Origin of the sequence: Nocardia sp. NPDC051030 (genome assembly GCF_040683015.1) — a bacterium.
Classification (GTDB): Bacteria; Actinomycetota; Actinomycetes; order Mycobacteriales; family Mycobacteriaceae; genus Nocardia.
Genome location: NZ_JBFBCD010000008.1, coordinates 220,746 through 242,911 on the forward strand (window position 1 = coordinate 220,746; position 22,166 = coordinate 242,911).

The 22,166-nt window shown below is 67.0% G+C and carries 15 protein-coding genes; 11 read left to right on the top strand and 4 right to left on the bottom strand.

The window, feature by feature from the left end:
* Positions 1–91 precede the first annotated feature (91 nt).
* The 9 genes from AB0N05_RS26590 (at position 92) to AB0N05_RS26630 (ending at position 17,071) form a co-directional block, all read left to right on the top strand.
* Positions 92–1,456, top strand: coding sequence for a cytochrome P450 (locus tag AB0N05_RS26590; RefSeq protein WP_364698577.1), 1,365 nt, complete (start codon positions 92–94; stop codon positions 1,454–1,456).
* Positions 1,440–2,309: an SDR family NAD(P)-dependent oxidoreductase gene (locus tag AB0N05_RS26595; protein ID WP_364698578.1), complete on the top strand. Its 870-nt coding sequence runs from the start codon at positions 1,440–1,442 to the stop codon at positions 2,307–2,309. Before AB0N05_RS26590 ends, AB0N05_RS26595 begins: the two co-directional genes overlap by 17 nt.
* A complete protein-coding gene (locus AB0N05_RS26600) occupies positions 2,306–2,917 on the top strand; it encodes a TetR/AcrR family transcriptional regulator (protein WP_364698579.1) in 612 nt (203 codons plus the stop codon). The genes AB0N05_RS26595 and AB0N05_RS26600 overlap by 4 nt, the downstream gene beginning before the upstream one ends.
* A 272-nt stretch (positions 2,918–3,189) precedes the next feature.
* Positions 3,190–4,845, top strand: coding sequence for a TIGR02677 family protein (locus AB0N05_RS26605; protein WP_364699103.1), 1,656 nt, complete (start codon positions 3,190–3,192; stop codon positions 4,843–4,845).
* Positions 4,845–6,263 (top strand): TIGR02678 family protein, encoded by a 1,419-nt coding sequence (locus AB0N05_RS26610; RefSeq protein WP_364698580.1) that lies wholly within the window; start codon positions 4,845–4,847, stop codon positions 6,261–6,263. Before AB0N05_RS26605 ends, AB0N05_RS26610 begins: the two co-directional genes overlap by 1 nt.
* Positions 6,263–10,873 carry an SbcC/MukB-like Walker B domain-containing protein gene (locus AB0N05_RS26615; protein WP_364698581.1) on the top strand — a complete coding sequence of 1,537 codons (4,611 nt, stop codon included), beginning with the start codon at positions 6,263–6,265 and terminating at the stop codon, positions 10,871–10,873. The genes AB0N05_RS26610 and AB0N05_RS26615 overlap by 1 nt, the downstream gene beginning before the upstream one ends.
* A 281-nt stretch (positions 10,874–11,154) precedes the next feature.
* Positions 11,155–12,378, top strand: a complete 1,224-nt coding sequence (locus tag AB0N05_RS26620) for a hypothetical protein (protein WP_364698582.1) — start codon at positions 11,155–11,157, stop codon at positions 12,376–12,378.
* A gap of 168 nt (positions 12,379–12,546) precedes the next feature.
* The gene (locus AB0N05_RS26625; protein WP_364698583.1) at positions 12,547–13,050 is read left to right on the top strand and encodes an RDD family protein; all 504 of its coding nucleotides are present in this window, start codon (positions 12,547–12,549) and stop codon (positions 13,048–13,050) included.
* A 127-nt stretch (positions 13,051–13,177) separates the two neighbouring features.
* On the top strand, positions 13,178–17,071 hold the full coding sequence (locus AB0N05_RS26630; RefSeq protein ID WP_364698584.1) for a hypothetical protein: 3,894 nt from the start codon (positions 13,178–13,180) through the stop codon (positions 17,069–17,071).
* A 10-nt stretch (positions 17,072–17,081) separates the two neighbouring features.
* On the opposite strand, the gene AB0N05_RS26635 is transcribed toward AB0N05_RS26630, so the two are convergent.
* From AB0N05_RS26635 to AB0N05_RS26650, 4 genes are all read right to left on the bottom strand, one after another.
* The gene (locus AB0N05_RS26635) at positions 17,082–17,456 is read right to left on the bottom strand and encodes a group 1 truncated hemoglobin (RefSeq protein ID WP_364698585.1); all 375 of its coding nucleotides are present in this window, start codon (positions 17,454–17,456) and stop codon (positions 17,082–17,084) included.
* A 108-nt stretch (positions 17,457–17,564) separates the two neighbouring features.
* Complete coding sequence (locus tag AB0N05_RS26640) at positions 17,565–17,831, bottom strand: hypothetical protein (RefSeq protein ID WP_364698586.1); 267 nt, start codon at positions 17,829–17,831, stop codon at positions 17,565–17,567.
* A 314-nt stretch (positions 17,832–18,145) separates the two neighbouring features.
* A complete protein-coding gene (locus tag AB0N05_RS26645) occupies positions 18,146–18,643 on the bottom strand; it encodes a M15 family metallopeptidase (RefSeq protein ID WP_364699105.1) in 498 nt (165 codons plus the stop codon).
* A 16-nt stretch (positions 18,644–18,659) separates the two neighbouring features.
* Entirely contained in the window at positions 18,660–20,336 is a 1,677-nt protein-coding gene (locus AB0N05_RS26650) for a fumarate hydratase (RefSeq protein ID WP_364698587.1), read from the bottom strand.
* Positions 20,337–20,613: 277 nt separating this feature from the next.
* On the opposite strand from AB0N05_RS26650, the gene AB0N05_RS26655 reads away from it, so the two are divergent.
* Positions 20,614–21,096 carry a MarR family transcriptional regulator gene (locus AB0N05_RS26655; RefSeq protein WP_364698588.1) on the top strand — a complete coding sequence of 161 codons (483 nt, stop codon included), beginning with the start codon at positions 20,614–20,616 and terminating at the stop codon, positions 21,094–21,096.
* Between the two features lie 163 nt (positions 21,097–21,259).
* On the top strand, positions 21,260–22,165 hold the full coding sequence (locus AB0N05_RS26660; protein ID WP_364698590.1) for an STAS domain-containing protein: 906 nt from the start codon (positions 21,260–21,262) through the stop codon (positions 22,163–22,165).
* Position 22,166: the final 1 nt, after the last annotated feature.

Below are 22,166 nucleotides of genomic sequence, written 5' to 3' on the forward strand. Positions count from 1 at the left end.
GGCGATCTTGGCAGGGAGTGACCCTTGCCACAGTTGGTACGGCGGCGTACCGTCAGGGCGGTACATAGGAGTACCAAGCTGGGAGTGGCTGATGACCACAGTGACATTGCCCGCGGGGCCTTCGACGCCGGGAATCGTGCAGGGCGCGGAGATTTTGGTGGGGCGGACGCGGGCTTGGCGGCGGCTGCATCGGAAATATGGGTCGGCGTTCGTGATTCACATGCCGCGCTTCGGCCCCACGGTGGTGATATCGGATCCCGCCGAGGTGCGGACGCTGTTCACCGCGGGCAGTGAGCTGGCGGACAATATCGACGCCAACCTCGGTCAATTTCTCGGGCGCGGTTCACTTTTCGCGCTGCGCGGGGATGAGCACCGCAAGGAACGGAAGCTGCTGGCGCCGCCGTTTCATGGGCGGCGGCTGGCGGTGTACGAGGAGCTGATCGAGGAGGAGGCCGTCAAGGAGATGGCCTCGTGGCCGTCGGGCCGGGAATTCTCGACCATGGATTCCATGATGCGGCTGACCTTGAATGTGATTCTGCGGGCCGTATTCGGTGCGGAGGGAGCCGAATTCGAGCGACTGCGAGTGCTACTGCCGAAGCTGGTGCTGGTCGGGTCGGCGCTGGCGGCGGTGCCGGTGCCGCGAAAGTTCCTGGGGCGATTCGGACCCTGGGCGCGGTTCGCGCAATACCGGCGGCAATACGACGAGATCGTCGCGGGCATGATCGCGCGGGGAGCCGAGGATCCGGGGCTGGGCGCACGGCACGACATTCTGGCCATGCTCTTGCAGGCGCGCTATGACGACGGATCGGCCATGACGCGGCAGGAGATCGCGGACGAGCTGCTGACGCTCCTGACCGCAGGCCATGAGACGACGGCCACCTCGCTGGCGTGGACCGTGGAACGGTTGCGACGGCATCCGCACATCCTGGATCGACTGGTGGCGGAGGCGGATTCGGGCGGCTCGGCGCTGCGCGAGGCGACCCTGCTGGAGGTGCAGCGGGTGCGACCGGTCATCGACGCGACGGCGCGCAAGGTGCGCGCCGAGTCCATGCAGCTGGGGCGATGGACCCTGCCGCGCGGGCAGCATGTGATGGTCAGCATTCGATTGATGCACGACAATGAGGAACTCTTCCCGAATGCGCGGGCCTTCGATCCGGATCGGTTCGTGGGCGTGCGGCCGGGGACGTTCAGCTGGATTCCCTTCGGGGGCGGCCAGCGCCGGTGCATCGGCGCGGCATTCGCCACCATGGAGATGAATATCGTCTTGCGCACGCTGCTGCGAGATTTCACCCTGGAGACGACGGACGCGCCGGACGAGCGGGCGCACTTCCGCGGTGTCGCACTGGTTCCCGCGAAGAAGGGTCGCGCCGTGGTCCATCGGCGTGCCCCGAAGCACCCGGTCGACGCCCACAACCGCATCGCCGAACCCAGGAGCACCGATGCTTCGTACCTCTAGACCACTGTCCGGTCACCCGGTGATGATCACCGGCGCGGCCTCCGGAATCGGGCGGGGACTCGCCCAATTCCTTTCTCGCCGTGGCTCGCCCGTGGCCATCGCCGATATCGATGCCGACGGTTTGAAACAGACCGCCGCCAGCATGCCCGGTCCCGTGCTGAGCCGGGTGCTGGATGTGCGGGACGCCCTCGATCAGGTCGACTTCGCCGGGGAGGTGAAGGAATGGATTAGCAGTCCGCTGGCGGCGGTGTTCAATAATGCCGGAGTGGCGGTGGCGTCCACGGTGCTGGACTCGGTGCCCGAGGACGATGAATGGTTGCGGCAGATCAATTTCGACGGCGTGGTGAACGGGACGCGCGCCTTCCTGCCCCTCCTGGTGGAGCAGGGCAGCGGCGCGATCGTGAATACCTCCAGCGTGTACGGGCTGGCCGGGATGCCATATCAAAGCGCCTACTGCGCAGCGAAATTCGCGGTGCGCGGGTTCACCGACGCACTGCGCCAGGAACTGCGGGGCACCGGGGTGTCGGCGGTGACCGTGCATCCGGGCGGCATCACCACGAATATTGCCCGCAATGCCCGGGTGCGTAAGGATCCCGAGGGCAAGGGCCGCACGCGCGAGCAGATGGTCACCGAATTCGAAGCCTTGGCCATGACCTCGGCGGAGAAGGCGGCCGAGATCATCTGTAGCGGAGTGGAACGCGGTAAGGCGCGGATTCTGGTCGGCCCGGACGCCTACCTGTTCGACATTCTCACCCGGGTGGCCCCCACCCACTATTTCGATGTGCTGTCCTTCGTCATGGAGCGGGCGGGTGCCCGGGCGGCGGGGAGGGAGAAACTACCCTGGTCGTCGTGACTCGAGCCGAGCTGACCAGCACCGACGCCGCCGCCGAATCCGCATTCCGGCGGCGGCTGCTCGATGGCATGGCCGCGGCCGTGCGCGAACGCGGCTACAAGGACGCCACCGTCGCCGATGTGGTGCGTTACGCCCGCACCTCGCGCCGCACCTTCTACGAGCACTTCGCGGACAAGCAGGCCTGCTTCATCACCCTGCTGACCGAACGCAATACCGAAACCATTCGCGAGATCTACACGGCGGTGGATCCCTCCGCCCCGTGGCGCACCCAGGTCCGGCAGGCGGTCGAATCCTGGATCGCCGCATCCCAACAGGACACCTCCATCACCCTCGCCTGGATTCGCGACACCCCCGCGCTCGGCGAGCGGGCCGCCCAACTCCATCGCGATACCGCGGACGCCTTCGTCGACCTGATCCAAAATCTCACCGCCACACCGGCTTTCCACTCGGAGGGCCTACACCCCCCGACCCGCCAGATGGCCACCATCCTTTTCGGCGGCTTCCGCGAACTCATCGCCTCCACCGTGGAAGCCGGGCGCGACGTGGACGAAATCATTCCCGTGGCAGTCGAAACCGCCCTCGCCCTGATCGGCCCGCGCTGCGAGTAGCTCGGCCCGGCCTCTGAGCATTTGTTCGGCGGCTCACAGTTGAGGGTGGTGGGGCATCATTGTGACGGTCGAATGTCCAGTTCATGGGGCTGGCGAAGTGTCGGGCTGTAGGGCAAAACGGGCGGAGGCTGGGGGTTGGCGCGCCGACGCGCGGCGCAATGTGGGGGCGGTCGGTGCGGCGTACTAACCTACTGCCGGTGACCGAGTCCGCTGACGGATTGCTGCCCGACCCCCCAGGGGCCGGTGTCGAGGAGATCCCGCATGCTGATCGGCTGCGGCTGTTCTCGTTCGCCACGGCCGAGAAACGGGGGGATTACCTGTGGGTGTTGCGGGCGTTCGATACCGCCCGGGCCGCCTATGTGGTGTTGTTGCACGCCTCGGACGTGGTGGAGACGCTCAATCGTTGCCCGGGGGCTCCGGGGTTGACGGCTACCGAGATCGGGCCATTGCTGGAGCAGTTGCATCAGTGGGGGGTGCTGGAGCGCAGTTATGACGGGACTCGGGCGGCGACGCTGGCCGAGTATCGGAATCGGCACTTCGTGTATCAGTTCTCGCAGGCCGGGTTCCAGGCATATCGGGCGGTGGCGGATGTGCTGGACGCGCGGCTCGATGAGGCCGCGCTCTCGCGGCTGGTGTTGCCGGAACTGCTGGCCGATTTGAATACGCTCGCGGAGGCGAACCGGACCGGGGATGCGCCGCGCGTGTATCGGGTGCTGAATCGCCTCGATCGGGCACTGTCGGAGATGGCCGAGCGGGCGGCGCACTTCTATCTGACGCTGGGCGATCTGGTGCGGGCCACCGAGATCACGCCCGAGGCGTTCCTAGCGCACAAGGACGCGCTGCTGGCGCATATGCGCGAGTTCTCGATGGATCTCGCGCGGTTCGCGCCGCGGCTGGCCACCGCCATTCTCGAGGTCGAGGAAACCGGCGTGGAGGATCTGCTCGAGCGGGCGGCACGATGCGATGAGCGGGTGCTGATGAATCACGCCGAGCGCGAGGCGGATTGGCGGGCGCGCTGGCAGGGGCTGCGCGGATGGTTCGTCGCGGACGGCACCGAGAGCGGGCTCACCGAATGCGAACGGCTACGCGAAGCCACCATGAGTGCAATCGCGGCGGTGCTCTCGCTGCTGCGGCGGGTCACCGAGACGCGTAAGGGCGGGGTCAGCCGGGAATCGGCGCTGCGGCATCTCGCGGGCTGGTTCACGGCCACTCCGACCGCCGATGCCGCGCACGCGCTCTACGACGCGGTATTCGGGCTGGGCCGCCCACGGCATCTGGCCATGCAACATCCGGACGCCGATGTCATTCCCGCCATCCGATCCTGGTGGGACGCACCACCTTTGGAGATCGCCCGCACCCTCGCCGAGACGGGCCGACCGCCCACCCCCGGCGCACCCGCCCGATTGCAGCGCAATGACGCGGGCATCCGCCGCCTGCGCCAAGCCCAACTCGATTCCCAACGGGCCCGCGCCGAGGCCGCGCAATCCCTGGCCGCCGCCGATGTGCACGAACGCGAACTCGACGAACGCGAGACCGAAGTCCTGCTCCGCCTGATAGATGCCGCCTCCACCGCCTGGGTCCCGGTCAGCGGCCAGGTGAGCAGCACCGGCTCCGACAGCGGCGTGACCCTCACCGTGTCCGAACACGAGGGCTCCACGGTAGTCCGCACCTCCCGCGGCCTCCTCCACCTCAACAACCGGCGACTCCAAGTCCGTGAAACCGCCACCATCCGCAAGACCAAATCCGCCGCGGCCAAACAGAACCGGCCCGCCGCACCCCGACCCGGCAGCCCCACCCCACCGGCCGACCCAGTACCCGGCGATGCCGCCCGTGAGCATGCAACTGTGCAGGCAAACGCCGAGAAGGTACCCACACAGCCGCATGCTCGGCCTTTGGATTCTGGGACCACGGTTGAGGGGGGACGCTGATGCATGCGCGGTCGATTGACTCCTTGGCGCTGGATTCCTATCAGCGGGCTGCCCGCGTCATGCTGGCCAATCATCTGGTGACTCGGACCTATCCGGATCGTATTGCGCTGCCGTTGATTCGGCGGTGGGCGACCGAGTTGCGGGAGGATCTGGGCGAGCTGTTCGGGTATCGGCTGGAGGTTACCGAGACGACGGCGCGGCTGTTTCCGGTGTTGGATCGGCTGGATGCGGGGCAGCCTGCGCGCACGACCGGGGACCGGTTGTTCGATCGACGGCGTTATGCCTATCTCGCGCTCGGGCTGGCCGCGTTGGGGCGGGCGGGGGATCAGATCACGTTGTCCGAGTTGGCTGATCAGGTTGCCTCGTATACCGAGCGGGTGGAGGGGCTGGAGTTGGCTCCCGACCGGGCGGCGGATCGGGATGCGTTCGTGGATGCGGTCGGGTGGCTGGCGGCGCGGGGGGCGGTGACGCTCGCCGATGGGGATGCGGGCGGGTGGGCTTCGGATCCGGAGGCCGGGGAGGCGCTGTACGACATTGACCGGGCCGTGGTGTTCGCGCTGTTCCGGCCGCCGCGGGCATTGCAGCACCTGCAGAGTGTGACGGGACTGCTCGGGGAGGAGGCGGGTGGCGGCGATACCCGCTCCCCCGCAACGGCTTCCGCGGCGCGCAAGATCCGGCGAGCGCTGGTGGAGCGGCCTGTCGTGTACGCCGATGAGCTGGACGAGTCCGAGCGGATTCTGCTGGGGCAGGAGAAGCTGGTCGGTGAGGTCGAGAAGGTGACCGGGCTGCGGGCCGAGCGCCGGGCCGAGGGTGTGGCGCTGATCGATAGTTCGGGGCGCTTGTCCGATGTGCGGTTCCCCGGGACCGGCACGCTCGCCCAAGTGGCGCTGCTCTTGGCCGGTGAGGTCGCGGATCTGGTGCTCGATATCGACAATCCGGTGGCGCGGCGGCCGCGCCCGGATCGGCCGCTCACCGATCTGGTGGAGCAGCTCGACTCCGCGATTCCGATGACGACCGTGTTCGCGCCGCTGGCGGATTCGTTCGATATCTTTGCGCCGGACGAGGATTCGGAGATGCAGGAGCCGGAGATTCCGGAGTACCCGTTCATCGAGTCCTCCTGGATACGCGACACCGTGCAGATGCTCTCCGATCGCTATGGCGCGACCTTCGCCGCGCAGTGGCAGGCCGACGTCCCCGGATTGATGGGCGAGGTGGTCGGGCTGCTGGAGCGGCTGCGACTGGTGGAACTGGTCGACGGCGGGTTGCTGATCATGCCCGCGCTGGCCCGCTATCGCGGCGCGATCGTCACCATTCGCACCCGCGCGGAAACCGAATTGTTCATCTCCCCAACGCAAGTCGGCGACGATGCCGAAACCGAGGGCACTATCGCCTCGACAGAGAAGGGATCCGGGAACTGATGGCAGACCTCATTCACGGTGGCGTCCGCTTCGTCCCCACCCGCGCGGGCATCGTCAATCTGTGGGACTACCGGGATCAGGAGTTCTGTTTCGCCGACGGGCGATTGGTGCTGCGCGGGCCCAATGGCTCCGGTAAGACCAAGGCCCTCGAGGTGCTGTTCCCGTTCGTGCTGGACGGGCGGATCGAGCCGCGCCGGCTCAACCCGTTCGCGGGTGAAGAGCGCACCATGAAGTCGAACCTGTTGTACCGCAAGCAGGAATCGGCGTACTCGTATGTGTGGATGGAGTTCGCGCGCGGCAATTGGGACAACCCGGAAACCGTGACCGTCGGCATCGGCATGCGCGCCACCCGCTCCCAGGACAAGGTGACGCGCTGGTATTTCGTCGCGGATGGCCGTGTGGGCGTGGACTTCTCGCTGCTCGGACCCGATGATCGCCCGCTCACCCGCAAGCAACTGGCCGAGCAGATCGGCTCCGACGCCATTGTGGACCGGCCGGTGGAATATCGCGCCGCCATCGACGCCCGCATGTTCGGCCTCGGCCAGCAGCGCTACGACCAGTTGATCAATCTGATCCTGACACTGCGCCGCCCCCAGCTGGCCAAGAACCTCGACCCGCGCGGGCTCTCGCAGGCGCTCACCGACGGTCTGCGCCCCCTCGATGAGCAGCTCATCCTGGACGCCGCCCGCTCCTTCAGCGATATGGAGGAGGTCGGCCGCACCCTCGAGGGCCTGGTCCAGGCCGACACCGCCACCCGCGCCTTCGTCGGCGTCTATCGCAAATACCTTGCCGTGCAGGCGAAAACGGATATCGACCAGGTCCGCACCCGCTTGGATGCCGTCACTCACGCCGGGACCGCCCTGCACGCGGCCGCCGCCCTGCGCAAGCGCCGCGACACCGACCGCGCCGCCGCCGAAACCCGCGCCGAGGATGCCGACCGCGCCTACGAACAGTCCCTCTCCGACCGCGAGACCCTGCAGCGCTCCAGCGCCTACGAGGGCAAGCAGCAGCTCGACGACCTCGCCGACGCCGTCCGCCGCCTGGAAACCTCCTCCGCGGTCCACCGCGACAAGGCCCTGAAGGCGCACCAAACCGTCGACCAGCGCGGCGAAGAATCCGAACGCGCCCAGGCAGCCGTCACCAATGCCGCCTCCGCCCTGTCCCGTGGCGAAGACGAACTCCGTTCCGTCGCAGAGGAAGCCGGTATCCCCTGGACCGCCCTCCCCGAACAGGCCCGAGCCGACCACCTCACCACCACGGTCCGCAGCCACGCCGAGGAACGCGACGCCGACGTCCGAGCCGTCCGCCGCGCCCTGACCCTGGTGGACGCCGCCGTAACCGAACGCACCCGGGCCGAACGAGCCGCCCAGCGCGCCACCGAACTCCGCGAATCCGCAGCCGCCGAACTCGCCGAAGCGGAAGCCCACGTAGCCCTCGCCCGCTCCAACACCGCAGTCTCCCTCCGCGATTGGTGGGACACCCACCGCGAGGTCTACACCCCACTCGGCAATGAGCTCTTCGAGGCCGTCAATGACGCCCTGGCTCAGGCCGGTACCGAACATATCGTGCGCGCCGACCCGCCCGGCAAGGGCCGCCAGGGCCAGTCGAAAGCCGGAAAGACCTCCGCACGAGCGGAAACGAAGGGCGTCTCCCACTCCGACGATGCTGAGGAAGCAGCTGCCTCCGCGCCGGACGGCAGCGGCAGCGGCAGCGGCAGCGGCAGCGGCAGCGGCAGCGGCAGCGGCAGCGGCAGCGGCAGCGGCAGCGGCAGCGAGGAAGGTGCCGTACCTGCCACCCCCGCAGAAGTTCTCGCGGAGCGCACCGAGCCCCTGACGGAGGAGATCCGCGGCCGCCGCCAGGAAGCTCGGGCGCGCGCCGCGCAGGCCGCCGCCCGCGCCACCGACCTGCGCACCGAGCGCGCTCAGGTGGCCGCCGAACGCGATGACGCCCCACCGGCTTTCACCGCCCGCACCGATGCGCGCACGGGCCGTCCGGGTGCGCCACTGTGGCAACTTGTCCGTTTCGCCGACAATGTCGGCCCCGGCGCCGCCGCCGGTATCGAGGCCGCCCTCCAAGCCGCCAATCTGCTCGACGGCTGGGTGTGCGCGGAGGCAGATCTTCCCGCGCACGCCTCCGACCAGTTCCTGGTGCCGCTGCCACCGAAGGATCGCCCTTCCGGGCGCACCCTCGCCGATGTGCTTGTGGTCGAGGATGACTCGGACGCGCTCACGGTTCCCCGCCAGACGGTGTCCGATGTGCTGGCCTCGATCGCGCTGCACGACGCCGGTACCTCTGCGGAGAACTCCGCGGTCGCACAGGCTTCGGCACGTGCTGCGGCCGGACGCCATTCGGTCGGCGTCGCGGGTGCCGCAGCGGTTCTCGCCGACGGCGGCGGTACCGCCACCGAGACCGCTGGTGACGCCCCCGCCAATGGCAAGGGACGCAAGGCAGCCGGTGCCGCCGCCACGAGCGTCGGAGCCGACGGGCAACTCACGATCGCCACCGATGGCCGGTATCGGCAGGGTGTGCAGGTTGGCAAGCACTGCAAGGCGGATGCTGAGTTCATCGGTACCACCGCGCGGGCGAGGCGGCGGGAGTTGCGGCTGGCTGAGTTGGCCGCTGCCATCGAGGCGGCCGAGATCGAAGTCGACCACGCCAAGGCCGAGGAACGGGCGGCTACGGAGGAGCTGGGGCGGGTTTCGGCTGCTGCCAAGGCGCTTCCGCGCACGACGGCGGTTACCGCGGCGTTGCGGGCCGTTTCGGAGGCGGCGGGGATGTTGCGGTCTCGGTCGGAGGCGGCGGGGCAGGCCGAGCGGGATTTGGATCAGGCGGTGAGTGAGTACACGGCCGCCGATAAGAAGGTTCGGGCTATCGCGGCGGAGCATCGGGCGCCTCGGGATCCGGCTGAATTGGATGCATTGGCCGCTGCCGTGCGGCATTTCGAGAATGCGGGTACGGCGCTGTTGCGGTTGCGCGGGGATCATCAGCGCGAGCATGAGCGGTCTCGGGAGGCTACGGATCGCCACCTGGAAGCCAAGGATCTCGCCGAGGCGTTCGCGGAGGAGGCGGAGGCCGCGCGCGCCGGATACGACGAGCAGTTGCGGAAGCTGGAGACGCTGCGGGAGGCGCTGGGAGCCGGCGCGGCCGATATCGATCGGGAGCTGGATCTCGCTCGGGAGCGGATCGAGGCGGCTCGGGCCGAGCAGAAGGCTGCCCGGAAGGCTGCCAGCGAGGCCATCGAGGGTGTCGGTGCGGCCGAGGGCGCGCATCGGGCCGCGCATGCCGCGCTGGGTACCGCGCTCACCGAATTGCTGGCCGATGTGCGGCATTTGGCCCCGTATGCGCGGCCGGACCTGCTGAGCCTGCTCGGCGCACCGGCCGAGAGTCGCTGGCCGAGCAGTGATGCGGCCTGGTCCACGCCCGAGCAGCTGCTGTACCGGATCGAGAACGCCGATCCGGAGCAGGAGCCGAAGGTGCTGCCCGACGAGGTGTCCGAGCTGTTCGAGAACCTCGCCACCGCAACGGCTTCGGTACGGGCGGGCGAGGCGGCGCGCAAGTCGACCCGCAGTGCGGTCACCACCGCCTTGCAGGAGTTCGACGCGGCGCTGACCGCGGCCCGGCAGGATTACCGGCTGCACTGGGATGCCGCCGACGGCCTCACCGTGGTGCAGGTGCATGACGATCACGGCCTGTCCGCGCTGGCCGATTTCGCCGAACGCATCGGCGGCGCGCGCCGCGATCAAGAGTTGCTGCTCACCGATGCCGAACGCCGCATTCTGGAGGACGCGCTGCTCACCGGTCTCGCGCAGCAGATCCACGAACGCACCAGCGACGCCCGCGATCTCATCTCCCGCATGGGCTCGGAGATGAAGACCCGGCGCATGTCCTCGGGCAATACCATCGGCGTGCACTGGGTGCTGGCCGACAATCTGCCCGAACCGGCCCGCGCGGTCTGCAAGCTCCTGGATCGGGACTCCACCGACCTCACCCCCGAGGACTTGTCCACCATCCGAGCGCATTTCGCCGCCGAGATCCGCGCGGCCCGCGCCGCCCATCCGGAGCGCTCCTACCCGGAGATCCTGGCCACCACCCTGGATTACCGCACCTGGCGGGTGTTCTCGTTCAGCATCATCACCGCCGACGGCACCGAGGACCGCCTCACCGTGGCCCGCCACAGCGCCCTGTCCGGCGGCGAACAGTCGGTCTCCCTGCACCTCCCGCTGTTCGCGGCCGCCCACGTCATGCTGGACACCGCCGACCCGCAGGCCCCCCGCCTGCTGGCCCTGGACGAGGCCTTCGCGGGCGTCGACGACAATGGCCGCAGCGAACTCCTCGGCCTCAGTGTCCAATTCGACCTGGACCTGTTCATGACCGGCTACGACCTGTGGATCACCTACGCCCACGTCCCCGCCTGCGCCCACTACGACCTCGCCCACTCCGCCGCCGAGAACACAGTCAGCGCAACCCTTCTCGTCTGGGATACCGACGAACTCCTGGCCGAACACGACGGCACCGACCTCGCCGCCGCCCTGGGCTCCCCGGACCGCCGCCGCCTCCCCCACAGCCTCGAGGGCGCGATGCCACTGACCGAAGAGCTGACCGAAGTGTGAATGTTGTTGTAAAAGTTCCGTTTCGGGCAATCGTTCGTTTGCCGGGCCGGGATGGGTCCGGACCGGTCGGCAACCCCCCTGGAACCGCAGGTCGGCAGCAACCCCGTAACCCCCCGAAAGACGACACATTCCGCGTGTCATCGCGCGGCGCGCCGTAAGGATTGGACCATTGGCAAATCAACAGTTTCGCCGATGGCGGTACATCGACTAGAAATGTGTACCGTGCCGATCCCTATCGAGATCACCTGTCAGCCATCGACTCTCCTTGGACGGGAGTCCAGATGACGATCGAACATCCGCATGAGGACGATGTCTCCCAGCTGGTACAGCGGGTCGAGAAAGCCCGTGGTCGGCTGGCCTATCAATACGATCCTGCTCTCACCGAGGCGCTGTCCGAAAAAGAGCTCCACGCCGAGCGGGACCTAGCCGAGCGCATTCGCGAGCAGGAGCGCGCGCAGCGCTGGAAGCATGCCGAGGCCTTCGCCGCCACGGCCGACCGTGCCAGGCAGACCACCGAAGAGATTGAGAAGGCAGACATTCGCGACTTGCTGCTCGCTCGCAAGGCGATCGCCGCACAGCGGCGAGAATCCAGCCCGCACGCCAAACTGGCGTCGCTGTACAAACACCGCGCGTGGTCGCAGCGCGCGCTCGCCGGTGTCGTCGCGGCCGGAATGCTCTGGTCCGCAGTCAATGTCCAGCACAATATCGCCCCGGGTGGCCCGAGCGATCCGCTGTACTGGTTCAGCTATCTACTCGAAGGCATGATCAGCGTCTGCCTCGTGATCATCATGATCGGCACCACCAAGGTCGCCGAATGGGGTGTGCTCGACAGCCGCAAGCAGGTCGTGGTCGCCGAGCTGGCGCTGCTGACCCTGACGGTCATGCTGAACACCTACCCGTACCTGAAAGACGGCAGCTGGTACGAGGTCGCGGTCCACGCCATCGCTCCGGTGATGATCGGTGTCGCGCTGCTCATCCACAATGCGGCCGCGGCACGCTACGGTCTCGCCATCGTGCGTGCCACCGACCAGATCCGGGATTTGCCGGACCCGGCCGAACAGCTCCGCCGCACGCTTCCCACCGTGGTGACCTTTCCTACGCGGGGGCCCGCGCCGGTAGCCACCTCCGCCCCGGCCCTGTCCGCCGCGCCCGTCGCGCCGGAGAAGGCTCCCGAGGCGGAAGCACACACGATCGTGGACAGCACCGAGGCGACGCCCCGAACCCCTTCGGAGCCCGCCAAACCCGCAGAGAACAAGTCCGCCGAGAAGGAGAAGGAACGCCGCACCTCGGCCACCGCCAAATCACGTCCGGCCGCCGAGGAGGAGAAGTCCCCCCTCGCCGACCTGACCGATCCGGTACCGCCGCTCAATGTCTATGACACCGGCCAGTTCCGGATCGCCGAAACACTGGAACAGGAACTCGCCGAACTCCAGGCTGCCCGCCGCCGCGCCCGCGCCGCGTCGCGCTCCCGCAATGGCAGCACCGCCACCGACTACGACGACTAGTCGGTAGTGGCCACGTCGACACCGCCCGCAGGCACGGGGACCCGCGGGCGGTCGACGGCGTTCCGGGGCAGGGTGATTCCGGTCCGGAAACCAAGTCGCCTGCCCTGATCAGCAATTCCCTCTTGCACCGTGTGGCCCGCGAAACCGACCGCGCCGATCGTGTCGGTTATGCGCCCACCTCACCGCCACACCGTCGTTCTGCCCTCCGGCCGCTTCGAAGCGGCGAGCCCGCGCGCCCGGCTGGGCGCACGACTCCTCGACACCCTGATCGTCGGTACTCCGGTCGGCATTGCCGCGGCGTTCATTCTCACCGACGCGGCACGCGAACCCGGCCGGACCGCCTCCGATCGGGGAGCCGAAGCGCTGGTGCTCATCGCGCTCCTCGCGTTCGCCGTGAGCGCCGCTTACGAAATCGGGCTGACCGCCACGCAGGGAGCCACTTTCGGCAAGCGAGTCGTCGGCATCCATGTGGTCGATGCCGACACCGCCGCGGCACCGGGGTCCGGCATTGGCTATGGGGCCGCCTGGACCCGCTGGGCGGTGCTGTTCCTGCCCACTCTGGTGTGTGAACTTTGGACGCCGCTGTGCGCGCTGTCGGTGTACCTCGGCGGGCCCGCGCGACAAGGCTGGCACGACAGAGCCGCCAAGACCTACGTCATCACTGACCGTTGAGGCCAGGAGACCGACCGCTGAGGCCAAGAACGCTGATCCTCGAGCGCCCACCCGGCCGCGCGCCCATACTCCGATGGGGGGCGGGAAATAACCTGTGTCCCAGGGGAAACCGGCGTGGGGAGGCCCGATGCCCGAGGGAACCGATGGTCGGCGGGCGGCTCGATCACCGCGCGAGGTGTTCGCACAGAACCTGACCCGACTGTGGAAATACGCGGGAAATCCCACGCTACAAAGCATTGCGGCCGCCGCGAACCGCATTATTCAATCCACCCGCGGACCGGCAGCCAAACCCCTTACGGTGCAGCGCATCAGCGATTGGCGCTCGGGCGGGAACCTGCCCGCCCGGTTCGACTCGGTGCGCCCGGTGCTGTTCGCCTTGATCGAGATGATCAGGAAGGGCGCGCGTGAGGCCCCACCCGAACTGCTCAATCTGAATCATTGGCGGCAACTGTGGGTCGAGGCCGTGTCGTGGACGCCCGGATCCCAGTGTCCCTACCGGGGTTTGGAGGCCTATCGGGCCGATGACACCGAACTGTTCTTCGGACGCAGCCGGGTGACGGAGGAGCTTGTCGAGCGGGTGCGGGAGATCGCGGACGGTGGCGGCGGAATCATTGCCGTGCTGGGTGCGTCCGGTGCGGGGAAGTCATCGATACTCGCCGCCGGGCTGATTCCGAACCTGGCCACGGGCTGGACGGTCGACGTCTACACCCCGGGTGCCACGCCCACCGCCAGCCTGCCCGAAATCCCGAGTGCGACCGAGGAACCGGATGCGGCGGGCCCCAGCCGCCGAACACTGATCATCGATCAGTTCGAGGAGCTGTTCACCACCTGCGAATCCGAGCCGGAGCGGCGCGCATTCGTCGAGGAACTCGATCGGCGCGCACAGGCGGGCATCACCGTGGTTCTCGCGGTCCGCGCCGACTTCTTCGCGCGCTGCCTCGAGTACCCCGCACTCACCGCCGCCCTGTCTCAACGCAGCTTCGTACTCGGCCCCATGGATGAGAACGAACTGACCGAGGCCATCACCGAGCCCGCGCGGGCGGCCGGGTTGAAGCTGGAAAACGGTCTGGCAGAACTGATCATCACCGAACTGGTCGGCCTCAATAGCGACGGCCCCGACGGTTCCGGCACCCTCCCCCTGCTCTCCCACGTCATGGAGGCCACCTGGGACCGTCGCGACGGTGCCCGGCTCACCGTGGCCAGCTACCGAGCCGCCGGTGGCGTCACCGGATCGGTCGCCAAGACCGCCCAGGACGCCTGGAACAGCCTCGGCCGGGCCGAACAGCAAGCGGCCAAACACATGCTGCTCAGCATGGTCACCGTCGGCCAGGACTCCCGCGACACCCGCCGCCAGGTACCACCCGCCGAACTCATCGCCCGCGCAAGCGATCCCGACGCCGCCGTCACCGCCCTGGAAACTCTCTCCCGCGCCCGACTGATCATTCTCGACGCCGACACCGCCACCCTCACCCACGAAATCGTGCTGGACGCCTGGCCCGAACTCCGCAAATGGATCGACGACGATCGCGACGGCCACCTGGTCCGCCAGCGCGCCGAATCCGATGCGGCGGAATGGGTTTCCGCCGACCACAGCCGGGCGCTGTTGTATCGCGGCACCCGGCTGGCGCGGGCCGAGGAACAGCGGCCAACGCTGGCCAGGGAGGCCCGCGAATTCCTTTCCGCCGCGGTGCGTGCCCGTCGCCAGCGCATCCAGGTCCAGGCGGGGCTCGCGATCACGCTGGTCGTGCTGCTGGTGGCCGCCCTCGCCGGATACATCAGTTCGACCGTCGCCGAGCAGAAGCGGGCCGCTGGATTCTTCGCCACCGTCATGAGCGAGGCCGACCGGTTGCAGAACACCGATCCGACGCTCTCGGCGCAACTCGATCTGCTGGCCTATCGACTCCAGCCCGGAAACCGCGACGCCGAATCGCGCTTGCTGGTAAGCCAGAATCTCCCGCTGGCAACGACCTTCATCGATCACAATGGCGGGATCATCGGTGGGGCCTACCTCGACAATGGCCTACTGGCAATCGGTGGGAACGATCACGCCATCCGGTTATGGGATCCCCGTACTCCGGGCACTGTCGTCCCCGTCGGATCCGCGATCACCGATCACACCGACGCACTGTCGAATATCGTCGCCAATGGCACACTGCTGATTTCGGGCAGCGCGGACCACACCGTCCGAATCCGCGATGTCTCCGCGCCAGCTCGGCCTCGACTGCGCCATGCGATCGACGCGGGCGGCCCGGTCGGCAAGGTGGCGGTTTCCTCCGATGGGCGCACCTTGGCGGCCGTTCATGACGGGGGAATCACGTTCTGGGACATCAGCGATCCGGATACGCCGAAACCGCTGGACAGCCGTATTCCGATCGATGGAAAGGTCACCGGGCTGTACTTCGGTAATCATGACCAGGCGCTGATCACAGTCAGCGAGCGGGTCATAGGCGTTTTCGCGGGAGAAGACACGGTAGTGCGATGGAACATCGGACCCGATCGGAAAGCCGAGCACAGCAAGGAGCTCGCACGATCATCGGGCACAATGCTGGTGACGATGGATCCGGTCGAACCACTGATCATTATCGGCGACAGTAAGTCTCAGGGCAGCTCCACGGGATCGGTGGACAGCACAATCCAATTCGTGCGGCTCGACGCCGACAATGCGGCGCCGATAGCACCGGCGTTTCCAGTGGCTCCTGGCTTCCATCTGCAAGGGTTACAGATGAGTCCGGATGGACTGATGCTTGCGACAATGACCCAGTACAGCACCACATTATGGAATCTGGCCGACCTCACCCATCCGACGGTGCTAGGTACGGCGCTGGGCGGAAATTCCGTCGCCTGCCCCGCTGTACCCGACAATCGCGACTGCTCGCCAATATCGACTGGGCTTCGCTTCAGTCCCGACGGCCGTCAGCTGTCCGCCTTTCTTGCGGGCGGGTCGATACAGCAGTGGGCACTGTCGCGGGCGCTGCTCGCCGGACAGGCCGGACAGCAACTGCCACTGGCAATCAGCGCCGACGGTAGCCGGATGCTGACCTTTGCGGCCGGAGCAGACGCGCACATCTGGGATATCCATGATCCAGCGGCGGTAAAACTGGTCGGCACCATAACGAAACCCGACTACCAAACGACAGCCATCCCGATCCCGACTTTTCCGAGCATCAGCTACGACGGCCGATTCGCGGCTTTGATCATCGACAATGTGATGTCGCTCGTCGACATATCCGATCCGGGCAAACCGGTAGTGGTACACCGGTTTCAGGATGCGATCGGCGCCGGATTCGCGCGCGATCGCTCGGCGGTGGCGGCGGTCTACGCCAGCATGCCCCCGTTCCTTTCAGTGTGGGACTACTCCGATCCGGTCACGCCGGTAAAGCTCGGCAGTCTTGCAATTCCCTACAGCGCGAAGCTGTTCGGGACCGGCCTCGCGGTGACGTCCAGCTCGGATGGGCGGGTCCTCGCGGGATTGACCGACCAGCTGACAGTCTTCGAGATCCCGCCGCAGGGAGTGCCCACCACATTCGGGAGCGTCGAACTCGACGCGGTCGGGGACTTGCATGGAATCGCGGTCAGCCCCGACCATCAGTCGGCCGTCACCGGATGGAAGAACGCGACCGTACAGGTGTGGAACATCAGTGATCCGCACCAGATCTTCCCGCTGGGGGATCCTGTCTCGGTCAACGACAATGCGGTCGCCTCGGTGGCCATCGACCGCACAGGACGCACTCTCGCGGTCGGCGGTATGGATTCCACAGTGCGATTGCTCGACTTCTCCGACCCCGCGCATCCGAGGGCGCGCGGCCAGTCGATCACCCCGCCCAGCTCGACGCAATGGGAGGTCGCCTTCCACCCGAAGGCCGATTACTTGTTCGCGGGCGGGGACGATGGCATCCTGCGTGTCTTGGATCTCGACATCGGCCATGCGGCCCAGCGCATCTGCGCCCTAGGCGAATCCACCATCGCCACCCGCCTCACCGCCCACCTCCCCGACCACGAACTCCCCTCCCTGTGCGGCTGAGGAGTCCGGTTCACTGTGCCGCCCGTGCGCCTTCGGCGACGATCTCATCGGCCAGGCGCACGATCTCCGAGAGGATCAGCACGATCAGGTGCTGCGGCACGCCCGCCGCGTCCAGGGCTTCGGCGAGATGTGCCGCCACCCGGTTGAAATGGGTCATGGTGATGCCGAGACCTCTATGCGCTTGTCGCAATGGTTTGCCGGTGTACTCGGCGGGGCCGCCCAGGAGCATCGAAAAATACTCGACCTGAAGCGCTTTCAGTCGAGTCAGGTCGACCTCGGCGAAGAACCAGGCGAGTTCGGTATCGGCCATGATCCGGCGATAGAAGTCGTCGACCACGGTGGTGACCGCCGGTGCGCCGCCGATCTGTTCGTACATGTTCGTCATGCTCGCAAGGTAGGTGCGGCGCGGGCATCAATGGCACTGCGCAGCAGTGCAATCCGCACAAATCACCTGATCGCCGTCGCTCGCCGGTTTTCCGGACCGGAATCCGGGTCAGCGGGCTCCCGGCTGGTCGACCGGAACGACGACGGCCGGGCGGGGTTGGGCGGGGGTGCCGGAGTGCTGGACGTAGCCGAGCCAGCCGGTGCCCACGAAGACGGCCAACAGGACGGCGGTGGGAAGTTCCATGAGGAGCCAACCGGCGGAGAAGACGGCTTCGCGGGTGGGGCGGCGGTGGGCGGGGCGGGCGATGCGGACCGGTGGGCGTTGCCGGGCGATGGTGCCGTGATCCGAACGCTGATGCCTGCCTTGCCCAACCACCCAATGCCTCCGTAGCTAGAAAGATGCCGAAACCCACAATGCCGAATCCGAGGCGTGCGCACAGCGGCGAATGAGCGGACAACGGGGTGTCCGGTCGGATCTCAGCGGCGTGCACCGGCTACAAAGTATGCCCAACAAGACCGGCATTCGGGGCAACAATGAACAGACATACCGGTCTGTCGGCGAGGCGCGACCCACCCCAAGAACTGGACATTTGCCCACAACCCGACGCCCCTCCCCTACCCTCGGAAAGCCCCCCAGCACAACGTGATTGCGCTCGGCGCCGCCTCCGATGAGCTAGCGGACGAGTTTCGTCAGCGCTGACTCGCATCGGGTAGCCGCGCGGGGCAGGCTCCGCCGGGGCGCGTCGCCACCTCGAAATGCCACCATTCGTTGTCGTACATGCGGCACAGCCCCCAGCGATTCCCGTTGTCCTCCAGCCATTGCGCACCCTCCTGTGGGCCCACATCGATGGCCTGACCGGACACGTGGGTGGACTCCGACGGCGGCAGCACCCACCGGCGAGCCGCCTCCGGGCTGCCATAGGTGGCAATCCCGTCCTCCCACAGCCACTCCTGCTCCCCGGGCGTGCGGTATCCGGACGTAATCCACAGCTGCACACCCTGCGCATGCGCCTCATCAGCAGCCTGTGCGTAAGCCGCCGCCAGCCGGGAGTCCAGACCGTCGGTGCCCGAAGAGATCGCGGCAGCGGAAGGCACGCCCGTTTCCGCCGCGGCGTCGGCCACCGCGGCCCCCGTCAGTCCGGCACTCGCCAGCACTGCGATCGCGGCAGCTTGCCGGACGACCCGCATCACTCCGCCTCCCGAATCAGACTCGTTCCTTAGAGCGTTCGCGCACGCGCAGGGCGATGGGCTTCGAGGTTTCGGCGAAGAAGTCATTGCCCTTGTCGTCGACGACGATGAAGGCCGGGAAGTCCTCGACCTCGATCTTCCAGACCGCTTCCATGCCGAGCTCAGGGTATTCGAGCACCTCGACGGATTTGATGCAGTCCAGGGCGAGTCGCGCGGCGGGGCCGCCGATGGAGCCGAGGTAGAAACCGCCGTGTTCCTTGCACGCCTTGGTGACCTGGGCGGAGCGATTGCCCTTGGCCAGCATGATGTGCGAGCCGCCCGCGGCCTGGAACTGGTCCACGTAGGAGTCCATGCGCCCGGCGGTGGTGGGTCCGAAGGAACCGGAGGCGTAGCCGTCGGGGGTCTTGGCGGGCCCGGCGTAGTAGACGGCCATATCCCGCATGTACTGCGGCATGGGCTCGCCCGCGTCCAGGCGCTCCTTGATCTTGGCGTGCGCGATGTCGCGCGCCACGACCAGCGGGCCGGTCAGCGAAAGCCGGGTCTTCACAGGGTATTTCGATAGCTCGTCGCGGATCTCCGACATCGGCCGGTTGAGGTCGATCTTGACCACGTCGCCGCCCAGAATGGAGTCGGTCTGCTCCGGAAGGTAGTGCGCCGGTTCGCGTTCCAGCTGCTCCAGGAACACGCCCTCGGGGGTGATCTTGGCCAGCGCCTGGCGGTCGGCCGAGCAGGACACCGCGATGGCGACCGGCAGCGAGGCCCCGTGCCGCGGCAGACGAATCACGCGTACGTCATGGCAGAAGTACTTGCCACCGAACTGCGCACCGATGCCGAAGGACTGGGTCAGCTTGAAGACCTGCTCCTCCAACTCCAGATCCCGGAATCCGTGCGCGGCCATGGAGCCCTCGGTCGGCATATTGTCCAGGTAGTGCGCGGACGCGTATTTGGCCGTCTTCAAAGCGAATTCGGCACTGGTGCCGCCGATCACGACCGCGAGGTGGTACGGCGGGCAGGCCGCGGTACCCAGCGAGCGGATCTTCTCGTCCAGGAACTCGAGCATCCGATCGGGGTTCAGGATGGCCTTGGTCTCCTGGAACAGGAACGACTTGTTCGCCGACCCGCCACCCTTGGCCATGTACAGGAACTTGTAGGACGGCGTGGCGGGATCGCCTGCGGTGGAGTACAACTCGACCTGCGCGGGCAGATTCGACCCGGTGTTCTTCTCATCCCACATGTTGATGGGCGCGAGCTGCGAATACCGCAGGTTCAACTTGGTGTACGCGTCGAACACACCCCGCGAGATCCACTCGGCGTCATCCGCCCCGGTGAGCACACCCTCGGACTTCTTACCCATCACGATGGCGGTACCGGTGTCCTGGCACATGGGCAGAATCCCACCCGCCGAGATATTCACGTTCTTCAGCAGATCCAGCGCCACGAACCGGTCATTACCGCTCGACTCCGGATCATCGATGATCTTGCGAAGCTGCGCCAGATGCGCGGGCCGCAGGTAATGGCTGATGTCATGCATCGCCTCCGCGGTCAGCATGCGCAGCACCTCGGGCTCGACTTGCAGGAACGTCCGCCCCCCAACCTCGAACGTGCTGACACCTTCGGTGGTGAGCAGCCGATACGGGGTCTCGTCCGCGCCGATCGGCAGCAGATCCGAGTACAGGAAGTCAGGCGCGGTCACGAATCGCACTCCTCGAGCAGGGCTGGGGCTTGTCAGCCATTGGTTCAAGCAGAAGGACTCTATCGAGCACTCGCACACCTCCTACGGGCAGGCAAGCCTTATTCGCGGATGCCGCGGGCGAGTTTTGTGCGAATCGGCGACGAAGTTGTGTGAACCGGCACAGGTTGCACCTTCAACCCGGGCGGTGTTACCTGTCTCATGAGGTGCTTGTCGTTCTCAATAAGCACAGTGGCGGCGGGGAGGATCTAGCATGGCATCAGAACCCGGGAGTGGAACTGTGACCGATACCCGTTGGCTCGATGATGTCGAGATGCGAGCCTGGCTGGGATACGTCTTCACCCGCGACCTGATCGCCGCAGCGGTCGGACGCGACTCCCTGCGCGAATCCAACCTCACTTACGTCGAATACACGGTGCTCGCACGCCTGGCCGACGCGCCCGACCATCGGCGCAGTTTCGCCGAATTGGCGGCGGTGCTGGAGTGGTCGCAGAGTCGGCTATCGCATCAGATCACCCGCATGGAGAAGCGCGGACTGGTAGCGCGCGAATCGATTCCGGACGATGCCCGGCGCACCGCCGCCGTCCTCACCGAGAAGGGCGCGCAGGTCCTCGATGGTGCTGCTCCCGCCCACGTGGACAGTGTCCGACGCCACATGATCGACGTCCTGGACCCCGGTCAGCTCACCGCCCTGGCTGATATCTACGACACATTGCTGGCCCATCACCGAAGACCGGCGACCGGCAACGAGCACGCGTCATGAAGCAAATCCCCACTGTCCGGAGTTTGGTTTGGAGTACACGGGGTACTGGGTAAGACTAGGCTCGGCACCGGCTTCCGACGGCGGTCGGCACCGAGCGCACGGTCGGCAATCGACCGAGTCAGTGAGTATCCGACCTGGCCTTACGAAAGGGGCAGGAGTTTTCATGTCCGACGTGTCCATCGGCCTCTCGACAGACTCGCTGCCTGCGGGTTCCGTCGACAACCTGCTCCCGCAGCTGGTCGAACACCTGCGGCAGAACCGCACCGAACTGCGCGAGGAGTGGGCACGTCGCATTACCGATGCCCAGTTGCTCACCGCGATGACCCCGGAGGAGATCTTCTCCGAAGCCACCTCCATCTTCGACAACTACGTCGAGGTGCTGGAGACCGGTAGCGTCGAGGCGTTGCAGGCCTATGCGCGCGACCTGTCCGAACGAATCATCCCCCGAGGCGTCGAGACCGACGAGGTCCTCGGCATCGTGCTGCTGCTGCGAGATGTGCTGGCGCGCTCGCTGTTCGAGAAATACCAAGCGGATTTCGAACTGCTGAACCAGGTGCTCGACGCCTACGAACCGGCCGCGAACCGCATCGCCAATACCGTGGGCGTGTCCTTCGTGCAGGAGCGCGAGCGCGTTATTCGCCAGCAGCAGGAGGCGATTCGCGAGCTGTCCACGCCTGTGCTGCAGGTGCGCGAGCAGCTGCTGATTCTGCCCATCATCGGTGTGCTCGACTCGCAGCGTGCGAGGCAGTTGACCGAACAGCTGCTGCGTGCGATTCGCGCCAATCGCGCCAAGGTCGTCGTCATCGATATCACCGGTGTCCCCGCGATCGACTCCACGGTCGCCAACCACCTGGTGCAGACCGTCGACGCCTCCGGCCTCATGGGCGCGAACGTCATCATCACCGGTCTGTCGTCGGAGATCGCGCTCACGCTGGTGACCATCGGCCTGGACCTGTCGAAGATGAACGCGGTCGGTGACCTTCAGGGCGGCATCGAAGAGGCTGAGCGTCTGCTCGGCTACGAGGTCTCCCGTGTCACCGCAGACCGTGACCGCGACGGCGGACGGTAAC